The sequence below is a fragment of the Allomuricauda sp. CP2A genome (assembly GCF_001683915.1).
Taxonomy (GTDB): Bacteria; Bacteroidota; Bacteroidia; order Flavobacteriales; family Flavobacteriaceae; genus Flagellimonas.
On record NZ_LXTT01000171.1, the window covers coordinates 1 to 9,470 of the forward strand.

Below are 9,470 nucleotides of genomic sequence, written 5' to 3' on the forward strand. Positions count from 1 at the left end.
ATCCAAGTCCTTATCCGTTATAATATAATCAATGATAGAAATAGGGGCATAACTCACAAAGGAATTCCTCTCAATTTTAGTTGAATCACAAAGCAAAAAGACTTCATTGGCATTTTCAGCCATTTTCAATGTAATCAAAGACTCCTTTTCATCATAAGAGGTCAATCCTTTGGCCAAAGATATTCCATCTGACCCTATAAAAGCTTTATCTGCATGATAATGGGATATGCTCAATTCAGCTGAACGACCATAAGTTGCCTTCCGTTCATTGAGAACTTCTCCACCAATAACAATCAACTTTATATTATCAAAGTTTATCAGTTCTGACACAATGGGAAGTGAATTGGTAATAACGGTCAATGATTCTTTTTTGGAGATGTATTTTGAAAGAAAAGATAGTGTTGAACCGCAATCGATAAAAATGATATCGTTATCATTTATGAACTTAGAAGCAACCTTACATATATGCTCCTTGTTTTCCTTGTTTTGGTTCATTCTACTATTGAATGTGAAGAGAATCTCCGCTCCGGTGTTTTTTATCGCTCCGCCGTGTGTCCTGATCAAAAGACCTTTATCTTCCAATTCTGTTAAATCACGCCGAATCGTAACCTCCGATGCATTACATTCATTTACGATTTCCTGTACCGATACGACCTCTTCACTCTCCAATAAGTTCAATATAATTTTTTTACGTAATTCTGGTGTAGTGGTTTTTGTTTTCTTACTATTCATAATGTCCAATTATGCTTCAGGTCTATGTGTTGATGATTAAATCAATCAAAAATACACGATATTTATCAAAATACATCGAAATATCTGTATTTAAACAACATCCGGTTAAATTAAGCCAACAAAACCTATGAATTGTTTTTAACTTACATTAAACATTTTCAAGGGAATAGCACTATTAGGGCAATCACAGATGACCCTTGGACCACAAAAACCTCGATTTATTCAATTTCAAGCATTCATTCCTCCATCCATCAATATATTTTCCCCATTAATGTATGCCCCGGCATCGGATGCAAGGAGAACCATCAATCCTTTTATATCATCACTGTTTGCCAATCTACCTACCGGTACTTTTTTCTGATAATTTTCAAGAAAGCGTTCTGGTTGATTGTTGAACAATCCACCTGGGCTTATACAATTGACCCTAATTTTTTTATCTGCAAGTATTTTGGCCAAATATCGGGTAAGATTGATGAGTCCGCCACTGTGAAAAAAGTAATCTGGTGACGGGTTACCCATATCAGTTCCTTCATAATTGGAAAGGTCAGGACCGAACATGCCCATCATGGAACTTATATTGATCACGCTTCCTCCTCCACTCTCTCCAATAATCTCACACATTTCTCTAACAATATCCATCATGCCAGTTGCATTGATTCGCATGGATTCTGCAAAGTTTTCAATTGTATCGTCATACCCTCTCATCGGACGGGCAACGGCATTGTTCACGAAAACATCCAATCTCCCGAAAGATCGCATTATTTCATTTTTGAGGGACAATACAGATTCATGGATTCCCTGATCTACCTGCATCGCATGGACATCGAGACCTTGCTCGCGATAAGCTTCGGCTACGGCCTGTCCCTTTTTCAAATCACGGGAGGCCGTTATAATGGTTCCACCTGCTTCAGCAAGGCCTTCCACTATGTTTTTGCCATAGGAGCCTGCACCGCCTGAAACCAATATGACCTTCCCTTCTAAATTCAATAAGTCCTTTACGTTCATATAATTTTTTAAATTATTTCAATTATAAATACACCGTCTTCCCTTCTTTTTGAAGGCTTTCAGTAGCCCCTATAAGGGTTTTTATGATCATTTCCGTTGTTTTAAATGGGAGCCTGGGCTGGCCTTCCTCAACCGACCGGACAAATTCTATGATATTGTCCCTGAACATAGAATATGAATTCTTAAAATCAATTAATCTCCACCCCTCTTGTCCAAAAAGGGAAATTTGAAAAGTGGGTGTGATACCCATGAAAAGATGCACGGTAGCCAGAAATCCATTTTCAAATTCAATATGGACAACGTCTTTTCCTGTTTGCCCTATATGCTTTACGGACTTGGGCCTTGGGTCATTCAATAAAGAAAATAAAGCCTCCAAAAGATGAACACCATATTTTATCCAGTCCTTTTTCCCTACCGCAGTGGCCAACTCCAACTTTCCCAAAGAGCCCAATTCTTGCTTGACAATCTTACATTCATTCGCATAACGCATCGAAGAACATGACATAATGAATTTCCCCTTGGCGGATTGATCTGAAAAATATTGCAAGTCCTCTATGGTAATGGCCAGCGGTTTATCTATAAAGATAGGTATGTCCCTATCAATAAAGGGCTTTGCCATAGCAACATGGTTCCCCGCATCATCCCGGGCCAATATTACAGCATCAACCATTTCGACCATTTCCTCCAAGTGATCCACAACAGTTTCAATTTTTGCGGTTTTGGCTATACTTTCCGAAATTTTTTTGTCCTGGGTCCAGACACAGGTTACTTTTGCTCCTCTCACTCCCAAAGTATCTTCATTTGCCTTTAGGTAGTTTGTTACGGCCGGATACCCTATTTTGTTGATTTCCTCGGCGCTATAACAGCCATTTATTATGGCCGACCAAGAGTAAGGATGGGCATTGCCATCACTCATTCCAATAACTCCTATTCTTATCATACTACTTATTCTTAATCAAACTTATCAGCCCCTTCAATCAATACTCAATATTGCATTTGCAGCGGCCATTATTATTTCCCTATTGTTCAAATCATCTCCCTTATCCATATAAAATCTTAGAAAAGGTAAGTCCTCTTCTGTAGCAATGTATTCATAAACGGCCAAGGTTGGAGGGAGTTCGTCACTATTCAAGGAATTTATTTTGCTCTCCAACTTTTCCCTGCATTCACGTACTCTGGAGGATCCCAAAGAATCTCTGGGAATATTTGCCAAAGTGCAGAGCAATAAATTTGTATTCAAGGGTGAATTCCTGGTTTCATCCAATGCTCTAGAAATCAATAAATCCCAGTTATGGACATCAATGTTCCTCATTTTATACAATGCGTACAGTGCTATACGTTTAATTTGGGTCTGTTCATTGGAGTCTATAATGATGTCCACAAATTTATTTTTCACCTCTCGCATATCCTTTTCCGAATCGTATGCTGTGCCCCAATAGGTGTAAGCCCATAATGGATCATGGGATGCCTTAAGAATTGAATCGGTTATCCCAATGGAAATAGTGCTCGGTGATACTTTTAATTTTGCCAAAGACTCAGCGGCATGAATACGATCAAGGGAAGTATTCTCTACATAAACCTTTGAAATTGAATCCAGCCATTTATTTTTTTCTGTGGTGGTCACCGCTGCCTGGTTCAATACCCGCCAAATTCCAATGCGGTAATAGGGTTTGTTCCTATTTTGCTCTTCTTCCTTAAGAAAAGTATCATACACATTATTGGAATGATCAAGATTAAGAATGTATTCTGCAGCATGCACTTTTTCCCATCCAGTGGAATTCCTCAAGGCGTACTGCAACTTTTCCTTCGCGATTATTTTCACAGATTCTGAGTTGGATGCCCTTTTATTGTTTTGACAGTTAAAAAAAAGTACGGCTATCATGGCTGCCATGAGACCCCGAATCAATTCTTGATGTCCCATTTATTATTTATTCTCTATATCCAGAATAGTACCCGCAATGTATCGGGGACCATTTTCTTGATTATAATAGTACACGACCAAAACTCGTCCATCATCAAATTGGATTGCCCAAGTATAGCCTATATCCCAATTACCACCATCCTCGCGAATCACTATCTCAGGAGCTGTCGCAAAATCCGTACATTCTGCATTTAGTATCCTGGCACGTATCCCATATGGCTCATGCCGATATCCATAGGTAAGCAAAACCCTATTGTCATTCAATCGCAGTGCATGTAAAGGATGCCCCTTAAAACCCATTGTCTCCCATTCGAATGTCTTACCTCCATCTGTTGAACGGGAAATAACAGCTTGACCCTCAAAATTTGCAGTCCTTAAAAAGCCTACAAAATCTCCTTTAGGGGTTTCAATTATCGATGCCTCATTAAATGATATTGTGTTATCAACAGCAACAGGAGAAACATAATCCCATGTCAACCCCTTATCTTTTGAAACAATGAGGTGATTTGAGGTTTTAGTGGGACTATCATGGGCCGCTACAATCCACAATATTCTACCTTCATTGGTTTCATACAACTGCCCTCTATTATATGCAGCTACTGGGGAGCCGAATGGATCATTTAATATTTCCGGCTCTATATGTGGAGGATAAATAACCTCTCCCCATGTTTTTCCTCCATCTGTAGATCGAACCAAATATCCCCCTGAAAAAATAGCTCCTGAAACTTCTGAATGTTGAAAATTGGGCTTTTTTAATTTAGACAAACCCTCTTCCCCAACGAATGCCCATCCATAACTTGCACAAAGAATTGTTCCATCCTCCAATTGGAGTAAACAGGGATCCTGGGACCCTCCAAAAGGATGTGCGTAAATTAATTTTGGTTCCTTGGTCCATGTCTCTCCGTCATCACTTGATTTGACTGCCACTAAATAGCTGTTAGGGTCAACGTGATGTGTTTTGTCCTCTCCAAATATTTTACGATCTGGGGCTCTTCGGAATGCCACCAATATTTCCCCATCAGGTCGTTGTATTATGGACGGAAATGTTGAGAAATAAGTTGAATCTTTGTAGATTATGATATCCTTTATCTTACGGACACCTAGTAGGCTGTCTCCCAAATATTCTCCTTTTTGCCTTATTGTTGTTTGAGAATCTTCAGGTTTTAACTCAATACTTGAATCGGTCGTATTTGTCTTTTTGCATTGAATGGCCAAAACCAAAATTACACTTAAAACACTGATTTTATATAGGTTAAATTTCATGATGAATGCTTTTTTAAACGATTTTCATATTCACTGGTTCAAAACAGGCTATGTTAACCACCCTTCTCTTTCCCATTTGACCAGGTCTAAAAAGTCAATATCTGGGTATTGAAGCTCTTTTAGCCTTTTTAACTGTTCAACCTCTAAATAAGTACCATTTGCGGCACTAATTGAATTCTCCAAATATTCCATCCGATCAATGCCGACAAGCACCGAGGAAACTTGATGCGATGACAATGCAAATTTTACTGCTAATGTTGGTAGGTCGCAACCAAGCTTGTCACACAATTCTTTATATAATCCAATGTGCTTCTCCACTTCTCTCAATTCCGAATGTAAAGACCTGCCTTTTTTGCTCAATATGCCCTTAAATAAAACAGAGCGTACCATGATGCCAATTTCACTTTTTTCCGCTAAAGAAAAGTTTATCTCCTGTGTTTGATCCATCAAATTATAAGGTAACTGTACAACGTCCCAGTTGCCACTTTCAATAGTTTTCTTGGTTTCTCCCAACGAATATGTGGAGGCCCCTGTAGCTCGGATTATCCCATCTCTTTTTAACCGAGAAAAAGTTTGGGCGATATCTTCATTTTCCAGAATCCCAAGGTCTGCTTGATGCAACATATAAACATCAACATAATTGGTTTGTAAGGCCAAAAGGCTTTCCTGTAACGATTTTTCAATAAGCTCTTTTATCTTTTTGGATGAAGGCAAATCCCCAGATTTATCTCGAAGTTTACAGCATTTGGTACTAATGACCACTTGGTCCCTTTTGGTCTTAAAAGCTTGACCCATAATTTCCTCGCTTGCTCCATACATACGTGCCGTATCAAAAAAATTAATCCCCCTATCCACGGCTTCATGTAATAGATTAATCGATTCATAGCGGGAGAGCATATCGGCTTCACTGCTTACCCCTATACCATAGGGCATTCCAATTTCCACACCGCCAAACGCTATTTCTGACACGTTTATCCCCGTGTTTCCCAGAGGTCTTCTTTTCATAATTATAGATTGTTATTTGTATGGGCTTTCTGTTCCTTTCGGGCTATTACCACCTTTTTGTTCCGCCCCGGTTTTGAATCCTTGTAGTAAACTGTTGCAATAAGTTGATAAACCCACTACATCGGCTCCCATACTAATAAAATGGTAGCCCATATCCATTAATTCATTCAAATTGTCTGGATTACCAACTGTTGCGGCATATTTACCATGTTTATTTGCCATTTCCGCCACTAATTTTCGGGTTTCTATTAATCTTGGGTGGTTCCACTGTCCTGGAGCACCAATACCTTGACTAAAATCTCCTGGACCAAAAAACAGCATGTCATACCCTTCCAATGCAGCAATGGCTTCCAAATCCTCTAAGGGCTCTGGGTCTTCTATTTGAAGCGCAACAAACCGTTGTTTGTTTGCCTGTTGGATATACTCCTTGAAATCAAGTGTGGCATAGGCCCCATCGGCATTGCCCCCATCGATTGGGCGACGTCCAAGGGGATGAAAGCGTACCATTTTGATAACATTTTGGGCATCCTCCAGATTCATGATATGGGGTACCAATATGCCTGCAGCATCCATTTCAAGTGGTTTGATATAATCACTATAACTTCCACGCGAAACCCTGACCATAACATCAGTGTCATGAGCCTTTGCGGCCCATACTCCTGCAGCAAGCACTGATGGGTCTTGACTGATATGTTCTTGGTCCAACCAAACACAATCAAATCCTGATATAGCCACAATCTCAGTAACTTTTGGATCGTTCAAATTGACTTTAAAACATTTGGCAATCTTTCCTGCTCTTAATCTTTCTAAAACACGGCTTCTTCTCATAGTTATTTATATAGAAATATCATATTCAACACCATAGTACCTTTCATCCCCAAATCATTCATTAGTGAAAATTTTAATTTGGTGAAGCTTTTCTACCGGATGGTTCGGAGTCCAAGGGAAGGGTTTCCAATTTTTTTGGCCCGGTAAAACTTTTACCATCTTCAATGTCTGGCAACTTAAAACGTAATGCCCGGATTGAGCTTCCTTTACCTTCTTCGTAATATATTGCCAATAGTGATCCATCCATCAATTCTACCGTAGATGGGTACGCGCCTGGTGTGTTGTCGATAAGGTAAGGTCCTTGCCAAGTCTTGGCATTATCATGACTGATTTGTAATCCTGTATAATATCCAATACTATCATAAAAACCTCTATAGGACAATAGTATTTTCCCGTTCTTAAGCCGTGTTAGTGATGGGGAATGGCCGACAAATCCCATATCCTTTACTGGAGACCACCTCTTTCCAAGGTCGTTACTGAGAGCATAATGCATGTTGACTATGGAGCGATCTCCTCTCAATGTTGCAAAAAGTGTTTCATTGTTCAGTAAAAGAACATCGGTTTCCGCTGCAAGTACAAGATTAGCGGCCTCCCCAATGGACACAACTTTTCCCCAGGTTTTTCCTTTGTCGTATGAAGGAATAACGCCGCCCCAAGCAGCCTTCTTTGAAGGTTCGGAATGATAGACCGGCAATAACCATGAGCCATCTGGCATTTCTCTTACTTTGGCCGAGCAGTTCCAATCGGGTGTTGATGTTGTTATTAACTTGGCTTCTTCTTGCCAAGTTTTCCCATTGTTGTAAGATTTCAATACATATGGGCCTATACTTTTCCATTTGATTTTCCCGGTAGGCCTCACTTTCTTTTTGGAATTTTCAGGTTGCTGCTCATGTAAAAGATCTGGGTTATTGCCATATTTGGTAATTTGCTCTTGATTATATGAGGGCTCCTCTCCTTTCAATATGTGCGAACCAGATACTTCAAATTTCAATGAAAAAAAACTCAAGACCAATGTACCGTCACTCATCTGATTAATATGGGGGTCACGGTTATCATTTACATCGTCATATATAACAACCGGGGTACTCCATGAACGCCCTTCATCCTTTGATCGGATCAAACAAATCCTTCCCGCATTGGGATATTCTTGATTGGGATAGGTCACATGATTGTCCCCATCATAATACACCACCACGATATCACCGTTTTTTAGACGGCAGGCATCAGGAACGGCTTGATATTCCCTGGCTATCCCATTTTTAGAAATTATCTTATAAGGCACCGAGTCTTTGTTTACTTTTTGTTCATGGTCAAAATAAGGTGTTACTTGATACTCTTTATGACGTTTACCATGAATTTTAAAAGAGATATTAAGCACTAACAAAAAACTCAAGGTTAACTTTAAACCCATAACACTAGAAATTAAATTTTTCTATATTGATTCACCAACAACAAAATCTACCCGGTCAAGTCCAGCGTTTATGATTACTTTTCTTCCATAAACTCAAAACAAGGCTTATTACAACCCCAACAATAAAAGAAACAGGAATAATCCAAAGAAAGGAAATGGCCTTTCCAAAAAATTCTTGGGAAAAACTGATCAATATGGCAACAACTCCACTTGACAATGTACCTATAAAGGTCGCGGTAGGTTTTGCCTTATGGACAAACATGGCCATAAAAAAAGGTACAAACAATGGAGCGACCAATGAATTGATGGTCTTGTAGGTTATCTCCAATAAATTTCCTTTAATGTTTCCCACAACAAAACTTAGCAAAACAATAATGAACCCGATACCAAAGGATATGTATTTTGCCATTTTAACCTGATCTCCAGTGGTAATGGCCCTCTTTCCAAACCGAAGGATAAAGTCATTAATTATGGACATGGCCGACGAATTAATACCAGAAGAAAGGCTTGACATGGATGCAGCAAGTAAACCTGCCAAAACCAGACCGGAAAAACCGGCAGGCAAACCCATTACAATAAATTTCGGGAATAATGTATCGGCTTCATCTACAATAGAATTTCCACTTAAGAGTGCATCTGGATGCACTTTGAAATAAGTGAACAAGGCGAGCCCAAGAACTGCCAAAAGCAAGGTGACGAAAGCATTGGACAGTATTGAATTCAAATACATTCTCTTGGCAGCTTTTATATCTTTGGTTGCCAAATATCGCTGAATGGCCATTTGATCTGACCCTGCAGTACAGACGTACCATCCTACGGTAGTAATGACCACAGGTAAAAAACTGAGCCGGGCCTGAGTATCAAAAAGCTTCCATTCTGCCCAATGGGCCGGCCATTGGGTCGGGATTATTTTTGAAACACCCCCAACATCCTTTACAATTAAAATTATCGCGACCAAAGAGCCGCCCAACAAAACAAAAGTTTGGACAACATCACTCAGGACAACACTTTTCAAACCTCCATAAGAGGTATATATTACGGTAACTGCTCCCATTATGATACTTACCAATAAAGCTGTTTCTTCTGGCCAACCCATGATAGGAACAATGACTTTTTCAGAAACCATATAGATGATTACCGCCATCCAAACCATGCGCATTGTTAAAAAATAAATTGCGGCCACAACTCTACTCCTAACATCCAATTTTGTTTCCAATAATTCATAGGCACTTTTTATTTTAAGTTTCATTATATAAGGAATAAAATAATGGGCTACAATGAAGTATATGATGGGCAGTGCAAAAA

9 protein-coding genes are annotated in these 9,470 nt (G+C 39.4%); all 9 read right to left on the reverse strand.

The features are described 5' to 3' along the window. On the reverse strand, positions 1 to 732 hold a 732-nt coding region (locus tag A7D14_RS19470; RefSeq protein ID WP_067038180.1), incomplete at its 3' end, for a DeoR/GlpR family DNA-binding transcription regulator. A 228-nt stretch (positions 733 to 960) separates the two neighbouring features. Further along, entirely contained in the window at positions 961 to 1,737 is a 777-nt protein-coding gene (locus A7D14_RS19475) for an SDR family oxidoreductase (protein ID WP_067038182.1), read from the reverse strand. Between the two features lie 22 nt (positions 1,738 to 1,759). Then, positions 1,760 to 2,677, reverse strand: a complete 918-nt coding sequence (locus tag A7D14_RS19480) for a Gfo/Idh/MocA family protein (RefSeq protein WP_067038184.1) — start codon at positions 2,675 to 2,677, stop codon at positions 1,760 to 1,762. 33 nt (positions 2,678 to 2,710) lie between these two features. Next, positions 2,711 to 3,658 (reverse strand): hypothetical protein, encoded by a 948-nt coding sequence (locus tag A7D14_RS19485; RefSeq protein ID WP_067038186.1) that lies wholly within the window; start codon positions 3,656 to 3,658, stop codon positions 2,711 to 2,713. A 3-nt stretch (positions 3,659 to 3,661) separates the two neighbouring features. Next, complete coding sequence (locus A7D14_RS19490) at positions 3,662 to 4,921, reverse strand: sialidase family protein (RefSeq protein ID WP_083158173.1); 1,260 nt, start codon at positions 4,919 to 4,921, stop codon at positions 3,662 to 3,664. 48 nt (positions 4,922 to 4,969) lie between these two features. Further along, positions 4,970 to 5,926, reverse strand: coding sequence for an aldo/keto reductase (locus A7D14_RS19495; RefSeq protein WP_067038188.1), 957 nt, complete (start codon positions 5,924 to 5,926; stop codon positions 4,970 to 4,972). A 12-nt stretch (positions 5,927 to 5,938) separates the two neighbouring features. After that, the gene (locus A7D14_RS19500; RefSeq protein ID WP_067038190.1) at positions 5,939 to 6,754 is read right to left on the reverse strand and encodes an HpcH/HpaI aldolase family protein; all 816 of its coding nucleotides are present in this window, start codon (positions 6,752 to 6,754) and stop codon (positions 5,939 to 5,941) included. A gap of 73 nt (positions 6,755 to 6,827) precedes the next feature. Continuing rightward, a complete protein-coding gene (locus tag A7D14_RS19505) occupies positions 6,828 to 8,036 on the reverse strand; it encodes a sialidase family protein (RefSeq protein WP_176712459.1) in 1,209 nt (402 codons plus the stop codon). Between the two features lie 184 nt (positions 8,037 to 8,220). Beyond that, on the reverse strand, positions 8,221 to 9,470 hold a 1,250-nt coding region (locus tag A7D14_RS19510; protein ID WP_218058563.1), incomplete at its 5' end, for a sodium:solute symporter family transporter.